The 21,780-nt window shown below is 64.0% G+C and carries 21 protein-coding genes; 6 read left to right on the top strand and 15 right to left on the bottom strand.

The features are described from left to right. The first annotated feature begins 4 nt into the window (after nt 1–4). Nucleotides 5–1,651, top strand: coding sequence for a fatty acid--CoA ligase (locus APH28_RS00685; RefSeq protein WP_060507121.1), 1,647 nt, complete (start codon nt 5–7; stop codon nt 1,649–1,651). A 77-nt stretch (nt 1,652–1,728) separates the two neighbouring features. After that, a complete protein-coding gene (locus APH28_RS00680) occupies nt 1,729–2,229 on the top strand; it encodes a methylated-DNA--[protein]-cysteine S-methyltransferase (RefSeq protein WP_060507120.1) in 501 nt (166 codons plus the stop codon). Between the two features lie 20 nt (nt 2,230–2,249). Here the strand turns inward: APH28_RS00680 and APH28_RS00675 are convergent, their stop codons facing one another. Continuing rightward, complete coding sequence (locus APH28_RS00675; RefSeq protein ID WP_060507119.1) at nt 2,250–2,984, bottom strand: carbon-nitrogen hydrolase family protein; 735 nt, start codon at nt 2,982–2,984, stop codon at nt 2,250–2,252. A gap of 79 nt (nt 2,985–3,063) precedes the next feature. Further along, nucleotides 3,064–3,579 carry a DUF3016 domain-containing protein gene (locus APH28_RS00670; RefSeq protein WP_060507118.1) on the bottom strand — a complete coding sequence of 172 codons (516 nt, stop codon included), beginning with the start codon at nt 3,577–3,579 and terminating at the stop codon, nt 3,064–3,066. 74 nt (nt 3,580–3,653) lie between these two features. Between APH28_RS00670 and APH28_RS00665 the strand changes: the two genes are divergently transcribed. Further along, nucleotides 3,654–4,379, top strand: a complete 726-nt coding sequence (locus tag APH28_RS00665) for a metallophosphoesterase (protein ID WP_060507117.1) — start codon at nt 3,654–3,656, stop codon at nt 4,377–4,379. Here APH28_RS00665 and APH28_RS00660 read toward each other — a convergent pair. After that, nucleotides 4,327–4,941: a LysE family translocator gene (locus tag APH28_RS00660; protein WP_060507116.1), complete on the bottom strand. Its 615-nt coding sequence runs from the start codon at nt 4,939–4,941 to the stop codon at nt 4,327–4,329. The genes APH28_RS00665 and APH28_RS00660 overlap by 53 nt on opposite strands. 62 nt (nt 4,942–5,003) lie before the next feature. Next, nucleotides 5,004–5,822 carry an AraC family transcriptional regulator gene (locus tag APH28_RS00655; RefSeq protein WP_060507115.1) on the bottom strand — a complete coding sequence of 273 codons (819 nt, stop codon included), beginning with the start codon at nt 5,820–5,822 and terminating at the stop codon, nt 5,004–5,006. 131 nt (nt 5,823–5,953) lie between these two features. On the opposite strand from APH28_RS00655, the gene APH28_RS00650 reads away from it, so the two are divergent. After that, a complete protein-coding gene (locus APH28_RS00650) occupies nt 5,954–6,577 on the top strand; it encodes a LysE family translocator (RefSeq protein WP_060507114.1) in 624 nt (207 codons plus the stop codon). Here the strand turns inward: APH28_RS00650 and APH28_RS00645 are convergent. The 11 genes from APH28_RS00645 to APH28_RS00595 form a co-directional block, all read right to left on the bottom strand. Continuing rightward, a complete protein-coding gene (locus APH28_RS00645; RefSeq protein WP_060507113.1) occupies nt 6,574–8,952 on the bottom strand; it encodes an autotransporter outer membrane beta-barrel domain-containing protein in 2,379 nt (792 codons plus the stop codon). The two genes, APH28_RS00650 and APH28_RS00645, sit on opposite strands and share 4 nt — an antisense overlap. 133 nt (nt 8,953–9,085) lie before the next feature. Next, on the bottom strand, nt 9,086–9,361 hold the full coding sequence (locus tag APH28_RS00640) for a peptidylprolyl isomerase (protein ID WP_008095636.1): 276 nt from the start codon (nt 9,359–9,361) through the stop codon (nt 9,086–9,088). A gap of 99 nt (nt 9,362–9,460) precedes the next feature. Further along, nucleotides 9,461–9,940, bottom strand: a complete 480-nt coding sequence (gene eco / locus APH28_RS00635; RefSeq protein WP_060507112.1) for a serine protease inhibitor ecotin — start codon at nt 9,938–9,940, stop codon at nt 9,461–9,463. A gap of 55 nt (nt 9,941–9,995) precedes the next feature. Further along, the gene (gene hbdH, locus APH28_RS00630; RefSeq protein WP_060507111.1) at nt 9,996–10,766 is read right to left on the bottom strand and encodes a 3-hydroxybutyrate dehydrogenase; all 771 of its coding nucleotides are present in this window, start codon (nt 10,764–10,766) and stop codon (nt 9,996–9,998) included. An 11-nt stretch (nt 10,767–10,777) separates the two neighbouring features. Continuing rightward, complete coding sequence (locus tag APH28_RS00625; protein ID WP_060507110.1) at nt 10,778–12,169, bottom strand: GntP family permease; 1,392 nt, start codon at nt 12,167–12,169, stop codon at nt 10,778–10,780. A 272-nt stretch (nt 12,170–12,441) separates the two neighbouring features. Beyond that, nucleotides 12,442–13,824, bottom strand: a complete 1,383-nt coding sequence (locus tag APH28_RS00620; protein WP_060507109.1) for a sigma-54-dependent Fis family transcriptional regulator — start codon at nt 13,822–13,824, stop codon at nt 12,442–12,444. A 17-nt stretch (nt 13,825–13,841) separates the two neighbouring features. Continuing rightward, nucleotides 13,842–14,858 carry an ABC transporter permease gene (locus APH28_RS00615; RefSeq protein WP_060507108.1) on the bottom strand — a complete coding sequence of 339 codons (1,017 nt, stop codon included), beginning with the start codon at nt 14,856–14,858 and terminating at the stop codon, nt 13,842–13,844. After that, complete coding sequence (locus APH28_RS00610; protein WP_060507107.1) at nt 14,858–15,916, bottom strand: microcin C ABC transporter permease YejB; 1,059 nt, start codon at nt 15,914–15,916, stop codon at nt 14,858–14,860. The genes APH28_RS00615 and APH28_RS00610 overlap by 1 nt, the downstream gene beginning before the upstream one ends. Then, complete coding sequence (locus APH28_RS00605) at nt 15,913–17,838, bottom strand: extracellular solute-binding protein (protein ID WP_082432228.1); 1,926 nt, start codon at nt 17,836–17,838, stop codon at nt 15,913–15,915. Before APH28_RS00605 ends, APH28_RS00610 begins: the two co-directional genes overlap by 4 nt. Nucleotides 17,839–17,851: 13 nt before the next feature. Beyond that, nucleotides 17,852–18,133, bottom strand: a complete 282-nt coding sequence (locus APH28_RS00600) for a peptidylprolyl isomerase (protein ID WP_009686645.1) — start codon at nt 18,131–18,133, stop codon at nt 17,852–17,854. Nucleotides 18,134–18,215: 82 nt separating this feature from the next. After that, nucleotides 18,216–19,277, bottom strand: a complete 1,062-nt coding sequence (locus APH28_RS00595; RefSeq protein WP_060507105.1) for a 3-deoxy-7-phosphoheptulonate synthase — start codon at nt 19,275–19,277, stop codon at nt 18,216–18,218. A 633-nt stretch (nt 19,278–19,910) separates the two neighbouring features. On the opposite strand from APH28_RS00595, the gene benA reads away from it, so the two are divergent. Both benA and benB read left to right on the top strand, forming a co-directional pair. Continuing rightward, nucleotides 19,911–21,269 carry a benzoate 1,2-dioxygenase large subunit gene (benA, locus tag APH28_RS00590; protein WP_060507104.1) on the top strand — a complete coding sequence of 453 codons (1,359 nt, stop codon included), beginning with the start codon at nt 19,911–19,913 and terminating at the stop codon, nt 21,267–21,269. Further along, a complete protein-coding gene (gene benB / locus APH28_RS00585) occupies nt 21,266–21,751 on the top strand; it encodes a benzoate 1,2-dioxygenase small subunit (protein WP_060507103.1) in 486 nt (161 codons plus the stop codon). Before benA ends, benB begins: the two co-directional genes overlap by 4 nt. Nucleotides 21,752–21,780 lie beyond the last annotated feature (29 nt).

Raw genomic sequence — 21,780 nt, 5'->3', positions numbered from 1 at the left:
CGCAATGACCACCCCCCGTATCATGCCGGCCGCCGAACAGGCCTATGGCTACCCGCTGCTGATCAAGCGCCTGCTGTTGTCAGGCGTGCGCTACCAGCCGAACCAGGAAATCGTCTACGCCGACAAGTTGCGCTACAGCTACACGACGCTGATCGAACGCATCCAGCGCCTGGCCAATGTGCTCAGCGAAGCCGGGGTCGGGCCTGGCGACACCGTCGCCTTGCTTGACTGGGACAGCCACCGTGCCCTGGAATGCTTCTTCGCCGTGCCGATGCTCGGCGCAGTGCTGCACACCGTCAACGTGAGGCTGTCCGCCGAGCAGGTCCGCTACACCATGAACCATGCCGAAGACCGGCTGGTGCTGGTGCATGACGACTTCCTGCCGCTGATGGAGCAGCTGCGCGAGGAACTGCCGACCGTGCAAGGCTACATCCGCCTAAGCGATGGCGCCTGTGACCAGCCGACACTGCCCACGCTGGGCGAGTACGAGGCGCTGCTGGGCGCGGCGGGCGCCAGCTTCGACTTCCCCGACTTCGACGAAAACGCCCTGGCGACGCTGTTCTACACCACCGGTACCACCGGCCTCCCCAAGGGCGTGTACTTCAGCCACCGTCAGCTGGTGCTGCACACCCTGGCCGAACAGGCGACCCTGGCAGCCTGCGGCGCTGAACCGCTGTTGCGCGAGGGCGACGTGTACATGCCGATCACGCCAATGTTCCATGTGCATGCCTGGGGCGTGCCCTATGTGGCCACAGCCCTGGGCATCAAGCAGGTCTACCCGGGGCGCTACGAGCCCAACCGCCTGGTGCAGCTGTACCGGGAGGAGGGCGTGACCTTCTCGCACTGCGTGCCGACCGTGCTGCAGATGATGCTCGACTGCGATGAGGGGCGGCGCACCGACCTGGTCGGCTGGAAGATGCTGCTGGGCGGCAGCGCGCTGACCGTGGGGCTGGCACAACGGGCCAGCCAGCGCGGCATTCGCGTGCATTGCGGCTATGGCATGTCGGAAAGCTGCCCGCTGCTCAGTGTCACCCGCTTGAACCTGCAGGACCTGGCACTGCCCGTGGCCGAGCAGGTGCCGCTGCGCATCAATGCCGGCGTGCCGATCGTGCTGGTGGACCTGCGCATCGTCGATGATGCTGGTAATGACGTGCCTCACGATGGCGAACGCCTGGGTGAAGTGCTAGTGCGTGCACCGTGGTTGACCCAGGGTTACCTCAAGGAGCCGGAGCAAGGCGCCGCGCTGTGGCGCAGTGGCTGGCTGCACACCGGCGACCTGGCCTGCGTCGATGCAGGCGGTGTGGTGCGCATCCGCGACCGAATCAAGGATGTGATCAAGACCGGTGGCGAGTGGATCAGCTCGGTCGAGTTGGAAAGCCTGATCAGCCAGCACGCGCTCGTCGAGGCCGTGGCAGTGATCGGCGTGCCTGATCCGCAATGGGGTGAGCAGCCGCTGGCGTTGCTGGTGTGTCGCGACGGTCGGCAGCTGGACGCGGCGGCGTTGGCCGAGCACTTGCAGCCCTTTGTCGACAGCGGCCAACTGAACAAGTGGGCGATTCCCCGGCAGATACACTGTGTCGAGCAAATCCCGAAAACCAGTGTGGGCAAGGTCGACAAGAAGCTGATCCGACAATCGCTGCTGACCGAATAACTGCGCAAGAAAGCGGATGCAGCGAGGGGCGGCCGACGTTAAAGTGCGCTGAAACTGGTTTGCCGTAGGAAACTCAGATGTCCAGCGCCTTTACGTTCATGTCGTCTCCGGTCGGCACCTTGACCCTGGTGGCACGGGGCGATCGCCTCGCCGCCGTGCTGTGGGAGGCGGAACGCGAGAACCGCGTGCGGCTTGGCGAGTTGCACCGCGATGACCACCACCCGATGCTGTTCGAAACGGCCCGCCAGCTGGGCGAGTACTTCGACGGCACCCGTCAGCGCTTCGAACTGCCACTGGACTTTGCCGGCACCGAATTCCAGCGCCAGGTGTGGGCGGCCTTGCTGACCATTCCCTTTGGCCAGACCCGCAGCTACAGTGATATCGCCCGGCAGATCGGCAACCCCGGTGCCGTGCGTGCAGTGGGCGCGGCCAACGGGCGTAACCCGATTTCGATCATTGCCCCGTGTCATCGCGTGATCGGCGCCTGCGGCAGCCTGACCGGGTTTGCCGGTGGTTTGCCGGCCAAGCAGTATCTGCTGGCGTTGGAAGGTCGGCAGAGCCTGGCCCTGGACCTCTGAGCAACCTGCTCGGATGGTTGTCACGCAGACAGCGGTAGACCCAGCGCGATATGGCTGGCGGTGTCCAGCAGAATCAGGCCTTCAGCCTTGTCATCCAGCGCTGCCAGCAGGTTGCCCTGGCTGTCCCAGGCCGCTGAGCCACCGGCACCAATGAAGGTGTCGGCCGGCCCGACGCAGTTGGCCATTAACACCGGAATGGCCAGGGTGCGCGCCACCTCCGGGTAATGTTCGTTGCCTTCGCGGATGCCTTTGGCGGTCTTGGCCACGCTGACCAGGTACAGCTCGGCACCGAGCGCCTGGGCCTGCGCAGCATGTTCGATGAACATCGATTCGTAGCAGATGGCGGGGGCAATCTGCAGCTGCCCCGCTTCGAACACCAGTGCTTGATCACCGGGGGTGAAGAATGGCAGCTCGTCGTCATGCAGGCGCTGCTTGGCATACGCCATCGGTGGCAGGCCAGGGCGCAGGATGGGCATGCCGATGCGAATGCCGTCGGCTGTCGGCAGGGGCAGCCCAACGGCCACGCTGATGGTGAGTTGGTCGCAAAGCGCCTGCAACGGCTCGAGCCGGGCAGAAGTGAGCGGCAACGCCACCTGGCGCGCCAAGGTCGGCTCGTAGCCGGTCAACGACAGTTCCGGGAACACCACCAGCTCGGCGCCCAGCGCCGCCGCTTGCTCGATACAGCGCAGATGGCGGGCCAGGTTGCCCGCCAGGTCGCCTTTGCGCGACGCCAGTTGTACGGCACAGAGTTTCATGGTGCGTCCCTTCCCTGGTACAGGTCGAAGGGCCGAGCATACTCTCAGCACGCTCGCCTGTACCAGCAAAGGGTGACATTCAGGAGGTCGAATGCGGGCCGAAACGCTGGCGGAACCAGTCGTCGAGCATGGCCTTTTCCGCATACAGACGGTCGCTGCTGTGGGAGGCCCGGCCCGGCCGGCTCAGGTACATCTTGTCGCTGACCCGCTCCTGAGCCTGCTGCTCAGGTTTGCCCGGCTGGGTGAGGGTGTAGCTCAGCTCGATGGTCGGCCAAGTGATCTCACGCATGAAGCGCACATCGTAGGCCTGGCTGTGCCACGGCTCGTAACGGCCGGCCAGGTCGATGTCGCGAATGTCGATGACCAGTTGCTGGCCAGGCTGCAGGTAGCGCTGGCCGAGCTTCTGCAGGTACTCGGTCAGGGTCTTCATCACGTAAGGGTCGGCGCCGCGTTCATAGCCAGGGCCATCGAGGCTGGCGTCGCGGAATGTTTCCGGATGGTCGAAACGCACCTCGACCTGCGCAGGCGGGGTGCCTTGTGCCATGCTGTTGAATGACAGCGCCATGAGCACGGCACACACAAGAGCGATACGCATGATGCACCTCCGGGGCGGACTGCGTGTTGCTCCATTTTACGCCGGCCCGGGCACGGCAACAGAGGAAGATTGTAATGAGCCGGTTTCGGCGAGTAGCCGCCAACAGCAAGGGGCGTGACCTGGCCGTGGGCGATATCCATGGGCATTTTCGGCGACTTGAGCAAATCCTGGATACGGTCGGTTTCGATCCCGAAGTGGACAGGCTGTTCAGTGTCGGCGACCTGGTCGACCGCGGGCCGCACAGCGAAGAATGCCTGTGGTGGCTGGATCAGCCCTGGTTCCACGCGGTGCAGGGCAACCATGAATCGCTGGCGATCACCTGCCTGCATGGCGGGCGCCTGGATCTTGAGATGTACCGTGCTGCAGGGGGTGGCTGGTTCATCGACATGCCCAGGCCGCAGCAAGCAGTCTTTGTCGAACAGTTTCTGCAACTGCCGATTGCCATGGAGGTGCAGACTGATGCCGGCCTGATCGGCCTGCTGCATGCCGACAGCCCTTTTAACGACTGGAGTGCGTTACGCGATAGCCTGCTGTTCGATGACGACGCTGGCGTGCGCGAGGTTTGCCAGTGGTCGCGACAACGCCTGAAAGACGGCAACACCGAGGTTGTGGCGGGGGTGCGTGCCTTGCTGGTCGGCCATACCCCTGTGATGCGGGCCAAGCAGCTGGGCAACGTCTGGCACCTCGACACCGGTGGCTGGGCCAGTGGCCATTTCAGCCTGATGGAGATGGCCAGCCTGCGCCTGGTCAGCCCGGCAGCAGATGCACCAGCAGCGCCACGGCCAGCACCACCAGCATGACCCCAGAGGCCCGCTCCAGCCAGGGCAGTGCACGGGCGAATCGCCGCAGCAGGCGCTGGTTGCCGATGGCCACGGCTACCAGCAGGTCCCACAGCAGCACCATGCTGAACATCCAGATGCTGCAGGCCCATTTCCAACCTGCGCTGCTGTTGCCCACCATGCCGGCAAGGCTGGCGTAGAACAGCGCGTTCTTTGGGTTCAGCACGCCGGACACCAAACCCATGCCGAGGCCACGCCACCAGCCCTTGATCGCGCCCTGGGCCGCAACGGCCGTCAGCTCGCTTCTACCCGCATGGCGCAGGAAAAGCAGGCCGATGTACAGCAGGTAGCCGGCACCGGCCAGTTGCAAGGTGATGAACAGCACGCTGCCTTCGCGCAAGATGGCCAGGCCGGCGAAGGCCAGGGCAATGAACAGGCCATTGGCCAAGGCGATACCCAGGCAGGCCCCGCTGGCCACACGCCAACCCGCTGATACAGACGTGCGAGCGACGAGGAAAAAGTCCGGCCCCGGTGACAGTAGAGCCAAAAAGTGGGCGAGGGCGACGATCAGGAACTGCTCCATGGTGGGCTTTCTCGGATGGAAAACCGCAGTTTGGGAGGCTGCCCTGGTGCAGGTATTGAAGATTATTGCGCGTGCCGGTATTGCCCCGGCGTCACCCCGACATGGGCTTTGAACACCCGCTGGAAATGGCTCTGGTCGGCAAAGCCCAGTTGGTAGGCGACTTCTGCCAACGCCAGCCCGTCACGCAGCAGTAGCCGGCCACGGTTGACCCGTGCGTTCAGCAGGTAGGCATGCGGTGTGAGCCCGGTGGCGGCGCGAAACGCCCGTATCAACTGATAGCGACCAAGGCCCGCTTGCCCGGCCAGGCGCTCGAGGCTCAGTTGCGCCAGGTCGTGCGCTTGGATGTGTGCGATCAACCCGCGCAAGGTGGGCATCCCCAGCACCGGTGCGGGCGCTGCCAGCGAAACCGGTTGCGCAGAAAAGTCGTGATCGCCGAGAAATGCCACGAGTGCCGCTTCCTTCTCGCCAACGCTGGCTGCCGAGAACAGCAGGTCGTTCAGCGCGCAGAACTCACGGTACAGCGCCGGTTCGCGGCTGATCCGCGCAGGGGCACCCGGGCTGGCCGCTTCGAGCCCGGATTCCAGGCGTAACTGCGCCAGCCAGCCGGCGTCCACATGCAGCATCTGGTAGCTCCAGGCCTTACCGGGCTCAGGGTTGCAGGCATGCACCCGCTGCGCCGGCACCAGCACCAGGGTGCCCGGCGTCAGGCGCTCCTGTCCTTCGCCTGCGCCCGAGAAGCAGCTGCTGCCGGCATCCACTGCGCCGATGGAGAAGGTTGGGTGACTGTGCGCCTTGTAGCAGGCGCGGCTATGGCAGGCGCGGCGGCTTTCTACCCAGGGCAGTGCCGGGTCGCGCCAGAGCTGTGAGCGAGCAGTGGGCATGATGGGGTCCTCGATCAGCTCGGCAGCTTAGCAGCGGCGGGCGCTTGACCGTACAGTTTTTGCAGTTGGCTGTACCATGACCGGGCACCCGCCCGGCATCGACAGTAACGGTTGATTGCCTGGAGAACAAAATGGACCTGTCGAGCCTGTTGCTATTCATCCCTGCCTGTTTCGCCCTGAACCTGGCGCCGGGGCCGAACAACCTGTTGTCGTTGCACAATGCCAGCCGCTACGGCTTGCGTACCGCCTGCGTGGCCGGTGGCGGGCGGATTCTTGCCTTCAGCGGCATGATTGCCCTGGCCGCCATGGGCCTGGCGGTGGTGCTGCACACCAGCGAATACCTGTTCCTGGCGATCAAGGTGGTGGGCGCGGCCTACCTGTTCTATATCGCCTGGCAGCTGTGGCGCGCCCCGGTCGGCGAGGCCGTGGTAGCCAGCGATCACCCGCGCGGTACTTGGCGCCTGGCGCGCCAGGAATTCTGGGTGGCGGCGGGCAACCCGAAGGCCATCCTGATCTTCACCGCCTTTCTGCCACAGTTCGTGTCGGTTGGCAGCGCTACCCCGGTGAGCGAGCAGTTCCTCTGGCTGGGCGTGCTGTTCTTGCTGCTGGAGTGGGCGGCAATCGCCATCTACTCGGGCCTGGGTGCCTACATGCAGCGCTGGTTCAGCCAGCCTGGGCCACGCCGGCTGTTCAACCGGGTCAGCGCCTCGCTGCTCGGTTGCGCCGGCCTCGGCCTGCTGGCGGCGCGCCGTTAGAACTGCCAGCGTACGCCCAGGTTCACGCCACTGCCTTCCTGCTGGCGGCTGTCGAGGTTGCTTGAGTACTGCACGCCGCCGTGCAGGCTCAGCGCCTCGCTGACCTGGGCCACCAGGCCGGTTTCAAGTTGCAGCGAGGTGTAGCGGTAGTCGGTCTTGATCTTGTCCACCCCATCGAACGTTAGCGTGTCGCGGCCGCCGTCGCCGTGCCACAGGTTCACTTGCGCATAGGGTTGCAGCGAACGCACGCTGCTCGTTTTGTAGGCGCCTTCAAGGCGCACGCCGAGCCGGCCGGTGAGCTCGACCTGGGCATCGTGGCTGATGTGCGAGACGCTGTCATTGGCGCTGTCCAGCGAGACTTTCTGGGCAATCAGCTGGGCTTGCGGCTCCAGGGTCCAGTGCCCGGACAGGCTGATCGGGTAACCGGACTCCAGCGATGCGGTCCAGGCGTGGCCGTCGATGTTCAGCTTGTCGCCGCGGTCGGAGCGGGCGCGGCCATCGAGTTTGGTGTATTGCAGCACGCTGTCGAGGTACCCGCCTTGCGGGCCCACCAGCGTCCAGTAGCCGCCGACACTGTCGCCATCGAGCTTCAGGTCACCGACGCTGCGGTCCTCCACAGCCAGGGCAAAGCCTTTCACATCGGCATCCAGCCGGCTCTGGCTGACATACAGGCCCAGCTGCTGGCGGTAGCCGTCATCGCTGACCTTGGCGTACAGGTCCTGACCCACCTTGAAACCATACAGGTCACCGTTCAGGCTCGGGCTGACGGAGCCGCTCCATTGCTGGCGCAATGCACCGCCGTAGGCTTGCCCCCAGCTGGCGGGCAGGGCGCCTTGGCCCTGCAGCAATTGCTGGTCACCTTGGCGCTGATGGAAGGTGCCCAATGCCTGGCGGGCAATGATCGCGGCGCCCCTTGGTGCTGCCGCATAAACAGGCACTTCCGGGCGATACAGCGGCAGGCTTTCGCCTTGCACCGGTGCTGGCAGGTCGAGCTGGCCGGGGGCAGGCGCGGCGACAGGCGATGTCGCGGCCGGGGCGATCAATGGCGGCTCGCCCGGCTGTGTTGGCTGTGTTGGCTGTGAGGGTTCCCCAGGCTGCGTTGGCTGTGAAGGGCTTGCGGGTTGTGGCGCGGGGGCCGGAGCGGGCGGCGCGACCAGCGTCGAGCGCAGGTAGAAACTGTTTTCACTGCCCGCAGTCACACCGCCTTTGAACAGCCGGTAGTCATAAGCACCGACCGACAGCGTCTGGGTCTGGACAACGGCCGTGGCGCTGCTGGTGGCGCCATCACGGGCTTCGACGACCTGGATACCGTTCTGGCGGGTGACGGCACCCGCGCCACCCAGGTTGTTCACCTCCAGGCGCGTGCTGCCGCTGATGCTGCCCTGGCTGACCACCAGCCGATCGGAAGCCGCGTCGTCGTCCGCGAGCACGCTGTTCACGCGCAACAGGCCATTGTCGCCTTGGTAGTTGCCATTGATGGTCAGGCGGCCCTGGGCGTCATTGCCCGTGCTCAGGTCGATCGTGCCGGCGTTATGAACGCTGGCAAGCTGCCCCGCAGTGAAGGGCGCAACCGTCCCTTGGCGAGCAACCAGCGTACTGCTGGCATCGATCCCCAGGCTGCCAGAGCCGCTGCCTGCATCTCCCAGGGTCAGCGTATCGTTCAGGGTCAGGCGGCTGTTCTGGTTCACCTCGACAGCCTCGAAGTTCAGGTAGCGGGCGCCGCCGTCGATCTCGCTGTTGATGAACTGCAGGTTGTCATTGCCGGCACCGCCATCGATGTTGATGGTCAGGGTTTGCGGGTTGAGGTTGCTGATGATGACCTTATCGTCATCGACGCCCATGTCGACCCGCCCTCTGATGGTGCCCCCCGACCAATTCAGGACATCATTGCCGGTACTGGCCAGCACGTTGCCGATCAAGGTACCGCCGTCGATGGTGATGTTATCCACGCCGCCGCTGGTGCTGATGTTTCCGCCAATGGTGCCGCCGCGAAGGATGATGGTGTCGTTGCCGAAACCGCTGACCAGGTTGCCATCGATAAGGGTTTCGATGCCGAGCTCCTGGGACATTATGAACACGTTGTCAGCGAGCTTGAGGTCGACCCGGCCGATCCGGCCACCTTTGAACACGGCGCTGTCACCATCCTCAAAGGCGCCTACGATCCGCCCGCCCGTCATTTCGAAGGTGTCATAGCCTTGACCCTGGTTCAGCGACCGGACGATACCCCCCGTCATCTTGAAATCGTCGACGTCCTGGGTCTGCACGACGGCACCCAGGTTGTCGCCAGGCGAAACCACCAAGGCTTGCGCATGAACGATCAGCGGCAGGATGAGGAGGGGAAAGGCAGCAGGCAGCAGCAGGCGAGGGCAACGCATCGGCAGGTCTCCGTGTCCATTAGAGGGACCACTACCTGAAGCAGCATTTCAGATGCCGCTTCGGCCCTGCCTGAGTTGTATGTAATGGGCAAATACGGGGCAACTGGCAAAAATGCTAGGTGGCCCGTGGCTATCAATCGCGATAGAAGGTCTGCACCAGGTGGTAGCCGAACTTGCTCTTGATCGGCCCGTGCACCACACGCAAAGGTTTCTTGAAGATGACCTGGTCGATCGCGCCCACCAGCTGGCCCGGGCGTACTTCACCCAGGTCACCGCCGCGCTTGCCCGAAGGGCAAGTGGAGAACTTTTTTGCCAGCACGTCGAAGGCCTCGCCGTTGGCGATGCGCTGCTTGAGCTTTTCGGCTTCGTCAGCGGTCTTGACCAGGATGTGGCGGGCTTGAGCTTTCATGGGACACCTGTGCTTCGGGCAAAAAAGGCCGACATTATGACTGATCGCGTAGCTTGCTGCTTGGGGTTGAGGGCCCCATCCAGGGGCCCTCGGAGTCACTTACTCCACTTTAGCGGTGTGCACGTCGGCCGATGCCGACCACACGCGATAACGCACTTCGACACCTTTGGGTACATACACCACCACCGGCAGCTTGCTGTTGTAACGCAGCATGAAGCCTTCACCGACCACCGGCACGAAGGCCTGGGTCTTCTTGCCATCCGGGCAGGCCATCAGGGTGCTGGCCGGGCCACCGACCTTGTCCAGGCGGTAGTAGCTGTAGCCCCAGCCTTCAAGGGTATGCTCTTCCAGGCTGCCGGCCAGGCGTTGGTGGTTGCAGTCCACTTCCAGCGTCTTGCCCGCGAGGATCTCCAGCTTGTGGGCCGATTCATCGGTTTGTGCCGGCAGGTGGATGACCTGCCGGGTGAAGCCTTTTTCCGCCTCGGGATAGGGCGCGACGTCCTTGAGGCTGGCTGCCATCGCCGGAGCGGCGGCGGCCAGGGTAAGGGCCAGGATCGCGGTCATTGGGTTTGGGCGCATAGGGCCTCCTTGCAGATAAACGAGTGCAAGACCGTTGCCAGGCCCAGGCCGCCCGTCACTGGGCCAACCAGCCACCATCGACGTTCCAGGCGGCACCGCGAACCTGGCTACCGGCCTCGCTGCACAGGAATAGTACCAGCTCACCGAGGTGTTCGGGGGTGACGAAGGCCAACGACGGTTGCTTCTCGGCCAGCAGATCATGCTGTGCTTGCTGCGGATTGACGCCGTTGGCGGCACGATCGTCGATCTGTTTTTGCACCAGCGGAGTCAGCACCCAGCCTGGGCAAATGGCATTGCAGGTGACATTGCTGGTGGCGGTCTCCAGCCCTACCACCTTGGTCAGCCCGACCACGCCATGCTTGGCCGCCACATAGGCCGCCTTGCCGGTGGAGCCGACCAGCCCGTGTACCGAAGCGATATTGATGATCCGCCCCCAGTTACGCGCGCGCATGCCGGGCAGAGCCAGGCGGGTGCCATGGAACACGGCCGACAGGTTGAGAGCGATGATCTTGTCCCAGCTTTCCACCGGGAACTGTTCCACCGGCGCCACGTGCTGGATGCCGGCGTTGCTGACCAGGATGTCGACGCCACCGAATTCGCGCTCGGCCATCGCGAACAGTGCTTCGATTTGCGCGACATCGGACAGGTCCGCCGGGTGGTGGGCCACCTTGACGCCGTGGCTGGCGATCTCTGCCAAGGCCGGCGACGGGTCGCCGAAACCGTTGAGCACAATGTTCGCGCCGGCGCGGGCCAACACTTGCGCAATGCCCAGGCCGATGCCGCTGGTGGAGCCGGTGACGAGTGCAGTCTTGCCTTTCAAAGTCATGCAGAAACTCCTTAGACGATGCCGGTGGCGTAGAACGTGGCGATGACCACGAAGACCGCCAGGGTCTTGATCAGGGTAATACCGAAAATGTCCTTGTAGGCTTCGCGGTGGGTCAGCCCGGTCACCGCCAGCAAGGTGATCACCGCGCCGTTGTGCGGCAGGGTGTCCATGCCGCCACTAGCCATCGCGGCCACCCGGTGCAGCACTTCAAGGGGAATGTTGGCGGCATGGGCCGCAGCGATGAAGCTGTCGCTCATGGCCGCCAGGGCGATGCTCATGCCACCCGAGGCGGAGCCGGTGATGCCCGCCAGCAGGGTGACGGTGATCGCTTCGTTGACCAACGGGTTGGGAATGCCGCGCAAGGCATCGGCGAGCACCAGAAAGCCCGGCAGCGAGGCGATAACGGCGCCAAAACCATATTCGGATGCGGTGTTCATGGCCGCCAGCAGGGCGCCGCCGACCGCACTCTTGGTGCCCTCGGCCAGGCGTTCGCGGATTACCCCGAAGGCGCATACCAGCACCATCAGGATGCCCACCAGCAATGCTGCCTGCACCGCCCAGATCGCCGTGAGCTTGGCCACGTCGCTGTTGACCGGCGCGGTCATGCCCGGCAGTTGCAGGGTATGGCTGGGGCCGTACCACTGCGGGATCCAATGGGTGAACAGCAGGTTCATCACCCCCACCAGCACCAGCGGCGAGAGGGCCAGCCAGGGATTGGGCAGGGCCAGGTCGGCCGCTGTCTCAGGTTCGTTACGCAGGTTGCTGCCGTAGCCTTCGCCCGCACGCTGGGCCTTGTTGCGCTGGCGCTGCAGGTAGAGCATGCCGCTGCAAAACACGAACAGCGTGCCGATCAGCCCCAGCCACGGCGCGGCCCAGGCCGTGGTGTTGAAGAAGGTGCTGGGGATGATGTTCTGGATCTGCGGGGTGCCGGGCAACGCGTCCATGGTGAATGAGAACGCGCCCAAGGCGATGGTTGCCGGGATCAGGCGTTTGGGGATGTCGCTCTGGCGGAACATCTCGGCGGCGAACGGGTATACCGCGAACACCACCACGAACAGCGACACGCCGCCGTAAGTGAGCAGGGCGCAGACCAGCACGATCACCAGCATCGCCTGGCGAGTGCCGAGCAGGCGGATGGCGGCGGCGACGATCGAGCGCGAGAAGCCGGACAGCTCAATCAGCTTGCCGAACACGGCGCCGAGCAGGAATACCGGGAAGTACAGCTTGATGAAGCCGACCATTTTCTCCATGAACACCCCGGTGAACGCGGGGGCCACGGCGGCAGGGTCGGTGAGCAGGACGGCGCCGAGGGCGGCGATGGGGGCAAAAAGGATCACGCTGTAACCGCGGTAGGCGGCCAACATCAGCAGGGCCAGAGCGGCGAGGGCGATGAGCACGGTCATCGGGATGGATCTCCTGGGTAAGTCTTGTTGTTATGGGTGACCGGGAGATAGCGGGAATCGTGCCAACGTTGTAACTTATTGAAATTAAAAGAAAATCATCTTTAAATTTAATGGCATGTCTACGCTTTGAGACGGTAGGGGGCTGCTTTGCAGCCCATCGCCGGCAAGCGCGGCTCCCACAGGGGGGCACGGAACCCTGTGGGAGCCGTGCTTGCCGGCGAACGAGGGCGAAGCCCTCGCGGAAATCTCAGATCAGAAACGCAAGTCTCCAATCAGAGACCAAATACAACCATCTTTTTATACAAGGTCGAGCGTCCCAACCCCAGCGCCTTTGCAGCCTCGGGCACATTCCCCGCATGCTCGGCCAAAGCCCCGGCAATCAGCCGCCGTTCAAACTGTTCACACGCCTCACGATAGCTCATCGCTTTTTCCTGACCCGCGACCGGGCTCAATGGCCCCAGCGCCGCAGACAGGTCGGCGAGGCCAAGGCGCGGCTGGTCAGCCAGCAACGTCGCGCGCTCCAGCACGTTGCGTAACTCGCGAATATTCCCCGGCCAGGCATGGCGCGCCAGTAATGCCTGCGCCTCGGGCTCCAGTTCGTACTGGCTGCCCAGTTCGGCCAGGATCGCCTCGCACAGCGCCGGCAAGTCTTCGACCCGCTCCCGCAGCGGCGGTACCTCGATCGGCAGCACATTCAACCGGTAGTACAGGTCGGCACGAAACGCCCCACGTGCCATGGCCGCCTGCAGGTCGATGGAAGTGGCGGCAATGATACGCACATCGCTACGCAGCATCTGGTTCGAGCCGACTGGTTCGTACTCCTTTTCCTGCAGCACACGCAGCAGCTTGCTTTGCAGCGCCAGGGGCATGTCGCCGATCTCATCGAGGAACAACGTACCGCCCTCGGCCAGTTGCAGCTTGCCGCTGCGGCCCTTGCGGTCGGCACCGGTAAAGGCACCGGGCGCGGTGCCGAAGAATTCGGCTTCCAGCAAGGTTTCGGGGATCGCCGCGCTGTTGACACTGACGAAGGCCTTGTGTGCCCGCGCCGAAGTGGCGTGGATGGCATGGGCCAAAAGCTCCTTGCCGGTACCGGTCTCGCCCAGCAGCAACACTGGCGAATCGCTGCCTGCCCCACGCCGGGCGCGACGCTTGGCCTCGAGGCTGGCCGGGCTGCTGCCGACGAACTGGGCAAAACTGTACTTGGCCTGGCGTGCGCGCAATTGCGAGCGGGTGCTGGCCAGTTCCTGCTGCATGCTCGAATAGCGTTTGAGCAGGGGCGACAGGCTGCGCAGCTCCTCGAACAGGGCAAAGCCGATGGCGCCGATCAGCGCGCCCTGGGCATCAACGATCGGCAGGCGCATCACCACCAGCGGCTCGTTGGGGGTGTCGAGCATGTCCAGCAGGATCGGGCGGCCATTGCTCACCACCTGGCGCATCAGGCTGCCCGGGATGACCGCCTCGCAGGGTTGGCCGATCGCGCTGGCAGCATCGCTCAGGCCGAAGCGGCGGGCGTAACGTTCGTTCATCCAGACGATACGCGCTTCACGGTCAACGATCACCGTGCCTTCGCTGGACTGCTCGATGATCTCGAACAGCGAGCGGATCGCCAGTTGCCGTACCTGGGGGTAGTCCTTGAGGCTATCGCTGTCGTGCATGGGTAAAATCCTGAAACCTATCCTCTGGGGTCGAACGCCTCGCGCAGGGCATCCCCGATAAATACCAAAAGCGACAAGATCACCGCTAAAGCAAAGAACGCGGTAAAGCCCAGCCAGGGCGCCTCCAGGTGCTGCTTGCCTTGGGTCACCAGCTCACCCAGCGAAGCACTGCCGGCGGGCATGCCGAAGCCGAGGAAATCCAGCGCCGTCAGCGTGGTGATGGCCCCGGTGAGCATGAAGGGTACATAGGTAAACGTCGCGTTCATCGCGTTGGGCAGTACATGACGCAGCATCACCCGGGTGTCGGACAGCCCCAGGGCGCGCGCCGCCTTGACGTATTCGAGGTTGCGCCCACGCAAGAATTCGGCGCGCACCACATCGACCAGGGCCAGCCACGAGAACAGCGCCATGATCCCCAGCAACCACCAGAAATCCGGCTCGACGAAGCCGCTGAGGATGATCAGCAAGTACAGCACCGGTAGCCCTGACCACACCTCCAGCAGGCGTTGCCCGAACAGGTCCACCCAGCCGCCGTAGTAGCCTTGCAGCGCGCCGGCGCCAACACCGATCAGCACGCTGATCACCGTCAGGGCAAAGGCGAACAGCAACGAGGTACGGGTGCCATACAGTACCCGTGCCAGCACGTCGCGCCCCTGGTCGTCGGTGCCCAGCCAGTTGCTCGCGCTGGGCGGGCTGGGGGTCGGCACCTGCAAATCATAATTGGGCGTGTCAGCGCTGAACGGGATAGGCGCGAACAGCATCCACCCGCCCTGATCCTCGATCAGTTGGCGCACGTAAGCGCTGCGGTAATCAGGCTGGAACGGCAGTTGGCCACCAAACTGCTGCTCGCTGTAGCGCTTGAGCGCCGGCATGTACAACTTGCCTTTGTAGCTCAGCAGCAGTGGCTTGTCGTTTGCCACCAGTTCGGCGCACAGGCTCAGCATCAGCAAGCCGCCGAACAGCCACAGCGACACCCAGCCCAGGCGGTTGCGGCGAAAGCGCTGCAGGCGGCGACGCGAGACCGGCGACAGCATCAGTGCGCCCTCGAGTCGAAGTCGATGCGCGGGTCGAGCACGGTGAAGGCCAGATCACCGATCAGGCGGAACAGCAGGCCGGCCAGGGTGAAGATGAACAGCGTGCCGAACACCACCGGGTAGTCGCGGGACACGGCCGCTTCGTAGCTCATGCGGCCAAGGCCATCGAGGGAGAAAATCACCTCGATCAGCAACGAGCCGGCAAAGAACACCGTGATCAGCGCCTGCGGCAGGCCGGCCAGCACCAGCAGCATGGCGTTGCGCAGCACGTGCCCATACAGCACGCGGCGTTCGCTGAGGCCCTTGGCGCGGGCGGTGACCACGTACTGGCGAGAGATTTCATCGAGAAAGGCGTTCTTGGTCAGCAGGGTAAGGGTGGCAAAGCCGCCGATCACCAGGGCGCCGACCGGCAGCACCAGGTGCCAGAAGTAATCGGCGACCTTGCCCAGCAGGCTGAGCTGGTCGAAGTCATCCGAGACCAGGCCACGTACCGGGAACCAGTTCAGCGAAGTGCCGCCGGCGAACAGCACGATCAGCAGCAGCGCGAACAGGAACGAGGGCAGGGCATAGCCGACCACGATCAGCGCGCTGCTCCAGGTATCGAAGCGGCTGCCATGGCGCACCGCCTTGCGGATGCCCAGCGGGATCGACACCAGGTAGGTGATCAACGTGGCCCAGAAGCCTAGCGACAGGGTCACCGGCAGCTTGTCGAGGATCAGGTCGGTGACCTTGGCACCCCGGAAGAAGCTCTGGCCGAAGTCCAGCCGGGCGTACTGGCCGAGCATCAGCCACAGGCGTTCCGGGGCGGTCTTGTCAAACCCGTACTGGCGCTTGATCTCTTCGATCAGCTTAGGGTCCAGGCCGCGGGTGGCACGGGATTCGCCGTGTACCACCTCGACCCGCGAACCGGGCGCGCCGCCGCCCAAGCCCTGCAACCGAGCCACCGCCTGTTCGACCGGGCCACCGGGGGCGGCCTGGACGATGGCGAAATTGACCAGCAGGATCGCCAGCAAGGTCGGGATGATCAGCAGCAGGCGCCGCAGAATGTAGTGCGTCATGGCTTGGCCTTCTGCCGTTCGGCCATCTGCGCGTTCGTCAGCGCGGTCGGGCTGACTTCCCACCAGCTGTCCAGGCCTTCGTCATAGGCGGGCTGGACTTTCGGCACGCCGAAGCGGTTCCACCACACGGTTGAGCTGCCCGGCGGGTAATAGTTGGGGATCCAGTAATAGTTCCACTGCAGCACCCGGTCCAGGGCATGGGCGTGGTGCAGCATGGCGGCCTGGGTGTCGGCGCGTACCAGGCCGTCGATCAGTTGGTCCACCACCGGGTCCTTGAGCACCATCAGGTTGTTCGAGCCCGGGTCGTTGGCGGCGGCTGAACCGAAGTAGTTGTAAAGCTCGGCGCCTGGCGACAGCGTGACCGAATAGCCGGTGACGATCATGTCGTAGTCGCGGGCCATCAGCCGGTTCACGTACTGCGCCGAGTCGACGTTGCGGATATTCAGGGTGATGCCGATCTGCGCCAGGTTGCGCTTCCACGGCAGCAGCAGGCGCTCCAGGCCGGACTGGCCGTTAAGGAAGGTGAATTCCAGCGGCTCGCCCTGGGCGTTGACCAAGCGATCGCCGTCAGGGTGCCAGCCCGCTTGCTGCAACAACGCCAGCGCCTGCAGTTGCTGAGGGCGAATGATCCCTGAGCCGTCGGTAACTGGCGCGGTGAACACCTGGCTGAAGACTTCGTCCGGCACTCGGCCGCGTAGCGGTTCGAGCAGCTTGAGCTCACCTGCATCCGGCAGCGCGCGGGCGGCCAACGGGGTATTGGAGAACACACTCTGCTGGCGGATGTACAGGTTGCGCATCATCTGCCGGTTGCTCCACTCGAAGTCCCAGAGCATGGCCAGTGCCTGACGTACGCGGCGGTCCTTGAACGGTGGCTGGTCCAGGTTGAACACGAAGCCCTGGGCCGCCTGTGGCTTGGCCGGGCCCAGGTGGGCACGCTGCAGGCGGCCATCGTCCAGCTGCGCGCCGTTGTAGCCCAGGGTGTAGGCGGTGGCGGAAAACTCGCGGTTGTAGTCGTAGCCGCCGCCCTTGAGCACCTGGCGCGCCACTTCGGTGTCGCCGAAATACTCGATACGGATGTGTTCGAAATTGTAGCGCCCGCGATTGACCGGCAGGTCCTTGGCCCACCAGTTCGGGTCGCGCTCGAAGGTGATGCTGCGGCCGTTGTCGATGCGCCCGATGCGGTAAGGGCCGCTACCGACCGGTTTGTCGAAGCCGGCGCCGTTGGCGAAGTCGCGCTTGGCCCAATCGTGCTCGGGCAACACCGGCAGGCTGGCCAGGTCCAGGGCCAAGGTGCGGCCGTGGGGTTGCTTGAAGTCGAAACGCACCTGCTGCGGGCCTTCGACCGTGACGCCGGCGACATCGGCGAACTGCGTGCGGTATTTGAGGCTGCCTTCGGCCATCAGCTTGTCGAAGCTGAAACGCACATCTTCGGCGCGCACCGGCTTGCCATCGGCGAAGGTCGCCTTGGGGTCGATCTCGAAGCGCAGCCAGGCGTCATCCGGGCCGCGTTCCATGCGCCGGGCGATCAGACCGTAGACGGTGTAGGGCTCGTCGAACGAGCGTTGCGCCAGGGGTGCATACAGCCAGCCATCGACCTCGCTGACGCCGATGCCTTTGTCGATGTAGGGCAGGATATGGTCGAACTGGCCGATTTCGATGGCCGAACGGCGCATCAGGCCACCCTTTGGGGCATCAGGGTTGGCGTAGTCGAAGTGGCGGAAGCTTTCGCTATAGCGGGGGGCTTCGCCGTAGACGGTCAGCGCGTGGGTGGGCGCGGCTTGCGCCATCCAGCCCATACACAAAAGCACGGCCGCAAAAATGACCTGTGGGAGCGGGCATGCCCGCGAATGGGCCCGCCCAGACAACCTTGTTGTCTGCTCAGGCCTGTTCGCGAGCACGCTCGCTCCCACAGGGATAATCATCGGATGCGATGACTTAGTCCTGGCGGCTGGTCACTTCCAGCAGGTGGTAGCCGAACTGGGTCTTCACAGGGCCCTGTACGGTGTTGACCGGGGCGCTGAACACCACGGTGTCGAATTCCTTGACCATCTGGCCTGGGCCGAACGAACCCAGGTCACCGCCTTGGCGGCTGGACGGGCAGGTGGAGTTGGCCTTGGCGATTTCAGCGAAGTCGGCACCGGCTTCGATCTGGGCTTTCAGTTCGTTGCACTTGTCTTCAGAGGCAACGAGGATGTGACGTGCGGTGGCGCGTGCCATGGATACTGCTCCTTGGGGGGTGAAAACGGCAAGCCTAGCGCACTTGATTGGGTCGTGTCTCGCCGGGCTTGCTGTAGGCACTTCACATACGCGCTGCGGCCTCGCGCAGCAGGCTTTCGGTCGAGCTCCAGCCCAGGCAGCCATCGGTGATCGACACGCCATATTTCAGCGCGCCCTTGCCCAGGGCCTGGCAGCCATCGAAGAGATGGCCTTCGAGCATTACGCCGACAATCGAGCGATCACCGGCCAGACGTTGGGCCAGGACATCCTCGAACACTGCGGGCTGGCGGGCAGGGTCCTTGCCGCTGTTGGCATGGCTGCAATCGACCATGATGCGTGCCTCCAAACCGGCCTTGGCCAGCCCTTGGCGAGCCTGGGCGATGCTCTTGGCATCGTAGTTCGGGCCCTTGTGGCCGCCGCGCAGCACCAGGTGGGTGTCCGGATTGCCCAGGGTCTCGATGATCGCCGGGTAGCCCTGGGCATCCATGCCGAAGTGACGGTGCGACGCCGCGGCGCTGCGCATGGCGTCACAGGCGATGCCGACGCCGCCGTCGGTGCCGTTCTTGAAGCCGACCGGCAGCTCCAGGCCGCTGACCATTTCCCGATGGATCTGCGATTCGGTGGTGCGCGCGCCAATTGCCGCCCAGCCCAGCAGGTCGTCGAAGTACCCGGCGGCCATCGGTTGCAGCAACTCGGTGGCGACCGGCAGGCCGCGTTCGATCATGCTCAGCATCAAACCACGGGACAGGGCGATGCCGGCATGCATGTCGTCGCTGCCGTCCAGGTGCGGATCGTAGGCCAGGCCTTTCCAGCCCACCGTGGTACGGGGTTTTTCCACATAGGCGCGCATCACCAGCAGCAGCTTGTCATCGACCTCGCGGCTCAGCGCCGCCAGGCGGTCGGCGTATTCCAGGGCTGAGCGGGGGTCGTGGATCGAACACGGCCCGACGATCACCAGCAGGCGCTCATCGCGGCCTTCGAGGATGGCGCGGATGGCCTGGCGGTGGCTGTGGACTTGTTGGGCGAGTTCGGTAGACAGCGGCATCTGCTGCTTGAGCAGGTGCGGGCTGGGCAGGCGCTGGCTGACGGTGGTGTTGGCAGCGTGCGGTTGGGTCAGGGGCAGAGCGAGGTTCGAGGCGTGCATGGCGTATGTTCCCTGGGCGGACGGCGGGTTCTGGCCCGCGCGGTCGGCCCTATCGATGTGTTCGACTATTCGTTGATTGATTGTCTGCAGCATTGCCACCGGTGATGGACCGATCGGAGGCGGCAGGCTGGCCCGAACGGGATTGGCTAAATCGCCAGGCATAGGTGCTTGCGTAGTAATAAGTGGCGTAGTTCATGAGTCTGTCCTCAGTTCGAATCGGTAAAAGTGCAATGGCCTGAAAAGCAAAACCCCCGGTCGGGGAGCCGACCGGGGGTTTGAGTATTCTCATGTTCGGCGGCCCCTCGAAGGTGGGCGCCGTGTGGGTATCGGCGCCTAGTGGCTAAACCAATACCCAAAGTAATAGCTGGCAGCAGCCTGGCAGCCGGCAACGGCCAGCACAGGGCGCAGGGTGCGACCGGTGTGGTTGGCGTGGTTGCGGGTGTGTTTCGGCATGTTGCTCTCCAGTGAATGAGCCCGAGCTTACTTCAGGCGATGCGCACTGTTCAATGGATAAATGCTATCGCGCCGATAATTGCACAAAACGGATAGCACTCTGCACTCAGTGGATATTGCCGCCCCAGGGCAAACCCTAACCTGACCCGGCCTGAACAATAACAATTGGAGACCCTGGCCATGTCCCTGGGATTCGACTACCTCAATGCCATGCTCGAGGACGATCGCGAAACGGGCGTCTATCGCTGCAAACGCGAGATGTTCACTGACCCGCGGCTGTTCGACCTGGAGATGAAGCACATCTTCGAGGGCAACTGGATCTATCTGGCCCATGAAAGCCAGATCCCCGAAAAGAATGACTTCCTCTCCCTGACCATGGGGCGCCAGCCGATCTTCATCGCGCGCAACAAGGATGGGATGCTCAATGCCTTCCTCAACGCCTGCAGCCACCGCGGCGCCATGCTGTGCCGGCACAAGCGCGGTAACCGCGCAAGCTACACCTGCCCGTTCCACGGCTGGACCTTCAACAACAGCGGCAAGTTGCTCAAGGTCAAGGACCCGAGCAACGCCGGTTACCCTGACAGCTTCAACTGCGACGGCTCCCACGACCTGACCAGGGTCGCCCGCTTCGAGTCGTACCGGGGCTTCCTGTTCGGCAGCCTGAATGCCGACGTCAAGCCGTTGGTCGAACACCTCGGCGAGTCCGCCAGGATCATCGACATGATCGTCGACCAGTCCCCGGAGGGCCTCGAAGTACTGCGCGGTGCCAGCTCGTACATCTACGAGGGCAACTGGAAGCTCACCGCCGAGAACGGCGCCGACGGCTATCACGTCAGCTCCGTGCACTGGAACTACGCCGCCACCCAGAACCAGCGCAAGCAGCGCGAAGCGGGTGACGAGATCAAGACCATGAGTGCCGGATCCTGGGCCAAGCAGGGCGGTGGCTTCTATTCCTTCGACCACGGCCACCTGCTGCTGTGGACCCGCTGGGCCAACCCCGAAGACCGCCCGGCCTTCGAACGCCGCGACCAACTGGCTGCCGATTTCGGCCAGGCCCGTGCCGACTGGATGATCGAGAACTCGCGCAACCTGTGCCTGTACCCGAATGTGTACCTGATGGACCAGTTCAGCTCGCAGATCCGCATCGCCCGGCCGATTTCAGTGAACAAAACCGAGATCACCATCTACTGCATCGCACCGAAAGGCGAAAGCGCCGATGCCCGCGCCAAGCGCATCCGCCAGTACGAAGACTTCTTCAACGTGAGTGGCATGGCCACCCCGGACGACCTGGAAGAGTTCCGCTCCTGCCAGACCGGCTATGGCGGCGGCACTGGCTGGAACGACATGTCCCGTGGTGCGCAGCACTGGGTCGAAGGTGCCGATGACGCAGCGAAGGAAATCGAACTCAAACCGCTGCTGTCGGGCGTGCGCACCGAGGACGAGGGCCTGTTCGTGCTGCAGCACAAGTACTGGCAGGACACCATGATCAAGGCCCTCGAAATGGAAACCCAGCTGATCCCCGTGGAGGCCGTGCAATGAGCCTGCATGACACCGTGCGCGACTTCCTCTACCGAGAAGCGCGCTACCTGGACGATGCCCAGTGGGACCAATGGCTGGAACTGTATGCCAGCGACGCGACCTTCTGGATGCCGGCCTGGGACGATGACGACACCCTTACCCTCGATCCACAGAGCGAAATCTCGCTGATTTGGTACGGCAACCGTGGCGGCCTTGAAGACCGGGTGTTCCGCATCAAGACCGAGCGTTCCAGTGCGACCGTGCCGGACACCCGCACCTCGCACAACATCAGCAACATCGAGATCGTCGAACAGGGCGAAGGCAGCTGCCAGGTGCGGTTCAACTGGCACACCCTGAGCTTCCGCTACAAGACCACCGACAGCTACTTCGGCACCAGCTTCTATACCCTCGACCTGCGCGGCGAGCAGCCGCTGATCAAGGCCAAGAAGGTGGTGCTGAAGAACGACTACGTGCGTCAGGTCATCGACATCTACCACATCTGATCCGAGGTAATGCGAGCCGCTCGGTGTGC

Origin of the sequence: Pseudomonas sp. NBRC 111124, assembly GCF_001320245.1 — a bacterium.
Taxonomy (GTDB): domain Bacteria; phylum Pseudomonadota; class Gammaproteobacteria; order Pseudomonadales; family Pseudomonadaceae; genus Aquipseudomonas.
This window is presented reverse-complemented; position numbering and strand designations above follow the sequence as displayed.

Excerpts from the sequence above, each read along its gene's own strand:
- APH28_RS00680 (WP_060507120.1), top strand. The coding sequence starts at position 1,729 with ATGTCCAGCGCCTTTACGTTCATGTCGTCTCCGGTCGGCACCTTGACC.
- APH28_RS00620 (WP_060507109.1), bottom strand. The coding sequence starts at position 13,824 with ATGCACGACAGCGATAGCCTCAAGGACTACCCCCAGGTACGGCAACTG.
- APH28_RS00675 (WP_060507119.1), bottom strand. The coding sequence starts at position 2,984 with ATGAAACTCTGTGCCGTACAACTGGCGTCGCGCAAAGGCGACCTGGCG.
- APH28_RS00655 (WP_060507115.1), bottom strand. The coding sequence starts at position 5,822 with ATGCCCACTGCTCGCTCACAGCTCTGGCGCGACCCGGCACTGCCCTGG.
- eco (WP_060507112.1), bottom strand. The coding sequence starts at position 9,940 with ATGCGCCCAAACCCAATGACCGCGATCCTGGCCCTTACCCTGGCCGCC.
- APH28_RS00685 (WP_060507121.1), top strand. The coding sequence starts at position 5 with ATGACCACCCCCCGTATCATGCCGGCCGCCGAACAGGCCTATGGCTAC.
- APH28_RS00660 (WP_060507116.1), bottom strand. The coding sequence starts at position 4,941 with ATGGAGCAGTTCCTGATCGTCGCCCTCGCCCACTTTTTGGCTCTACTG.
- APH28_RS00625 (WP_060507110.1), bottom strand. The coding sequence starts at position 12,169 with ATGACCGTGCTCATCGCCCTCGCCGCTCTGGCCCTGCTGATGTTGGCC.
- APH28_RS00670 (WP_060507118.1), bottom strand. The coding sequence starts at position 3,579 with ATGCGTATCGCTCTTGTGTGTGCCGTGCTCATGGCGCTGTCATTCAAC.
- APH28_RS00665 (WP_060507117.1), top strand. The coding sequence starts at position 3,654 with ATGAGCCGGTTTCGGCGAGTAGCCGCCAACAGCAAGGGGCGTGACCTG.
- APH28_RS00600 (WP_009686645.1), bottom strand. The coding sequence starts at position 18,133 with ATGGCACGCGCCACCGCACGTCACATCCTCGTTGCCTCTGAAGACAAG.
- APH28_RS00640 (WP_008095636.1), bottom strand. The coding sequence starts at position 9,361 with ATGAAAGCTCAAGCCCGCCACATCCTGGTCAAGACCGCTGACGAAGCC.
- benB (WP_060507103.1), top strand. The coding sequence starts at position 21,266 with ATGAGCCTGCATGACACCGTGCGCGACTTCCTCTACCGAGAAGCGCGC.
- APH28_RS00610 (WP_060507107.1), bottom strand. The coding sequence starts at position 15,916 with ATGACGCACTACATTCTGCGGCGCCTGCTGCTGATCATCCCGACCTTG.
- APH28_RS00595 (WP_060507105.1), bottom strand. The coding sequence starts at position 19,277 with ATGCACGCCTCGAACCTCGCTCTGCCCCTGACCCAACCGCACGCTGCC.
- benA (WP_060507104.1), top strand. The coding sequence starts at position 19,911 with ATGTCCCTGGGATTCGACTACCTCAATGCCATGCTCGAGGACGATCGC.
- APH28_RS00650 (WP_060507114.1), top strand. The coding sequence starts at position 5,954 with ATGGACCTGTCGAGCCTGTTGCTATTCATCCCTGCCTGTTTCGCCCTG.
- APH28_RS00605 (WP_082432228.1), bottom strand. The coding sequence starts at position 17,838 with ATGATTATCCCTGTGGGAGCGAGCGTGCTCGCGAACAGGCCTGAGCAG.
- APH28_RS00645 (WP_060507113.1), bottom strand. The coding sequence starts at position 8,952 with ATGCGTTGCCCTCGCCTGCTGCTGCCTGCTGCCTTTCCCCTCCTCATC.
- APH28_RS00615 (WP_060507108.1), bottom strand. The coding sequence starts at position 14,858 with ATGCTGTCGCCGGTCTCGCGTCGCCGCCTGCAGCGCTTTCGCCGCAAC.
- hbdH (WP_060507111.1), bottom strand. The coding sequence starts at position 10,766 with ATGACTTTGAAAGGCAAGACTGCACTCGTCACCGGCTCCACCAGCGGC.